The following is a 536-nucleotide window of genomic DNA, read 5'->3' on the forward strand; positions in this document are numbered from 1 at the left end:
TTTTTTTGTTTCCCCCAGATACTGTGCTTCAGCCAGATCTCGACGGGACCGTGTGTCAAGCGCTCGGCTTTTAGGGAGAAATAGATTGCTGTCCCCAGTGCAATTAGCGCAATAACGGCCCACCCTGCTGGTGTAAGAAGCAAAACCGTGCCTCCGGAATTTAGCGCTAAGGCAGTAGCAGTTCCACCAGCCCAAGTCGAGAGTGCCAATACGCTGTTTGCCAGTGCTGCGTACATGTAAGTTTGTGCCTGCTCCGGGTTGCGTTGACCACGCGCCTTGATCGCTTTGACCCCATCTGACAAGGCGAACAGTCCAGCGCCAGCCGCCCCGAAAATGGAGACGCCGTATTTTGCACTGAATCTCTTCGCATTCACGGCAAGCACGGATCTCCCTCGATATGTGGCACTTAGTGTGCTGGCTCCAGCAGTAACTTCCACGCCCGCTCCAGCAAGCGCGAAGGTTGATCCTAGGAGCGAGATCCAATTCGCCGCTTCAGAGGATTTACTGATAGCCGTCAGCGACTGCCATACTCCCAT

The 536-nt window shown here is 54.7% G+C and carries 1 pseudogene; it reads right to left on the reverse strand.

Annotated features, from left to right (window positions below):
- Positions 1–383 (reverse strand): annotated as a pseudogene (locus tag G3436_RS25725) (hypothetical protein); the annotation flags it as partial.
- Between the last annotated feature and the right edge of the window lie 153 nt (positions 384–536).

This window comes from Pseudomonas brassicae, assembly GCF_010671725.1.
Lineage (GTDB): Bacteria > Pseudomonadota > Gammaproteobacteria > Pseudomonadales > Pseudomonadaceae > Aquipseudomonas > Aquipseudomonas brassicae.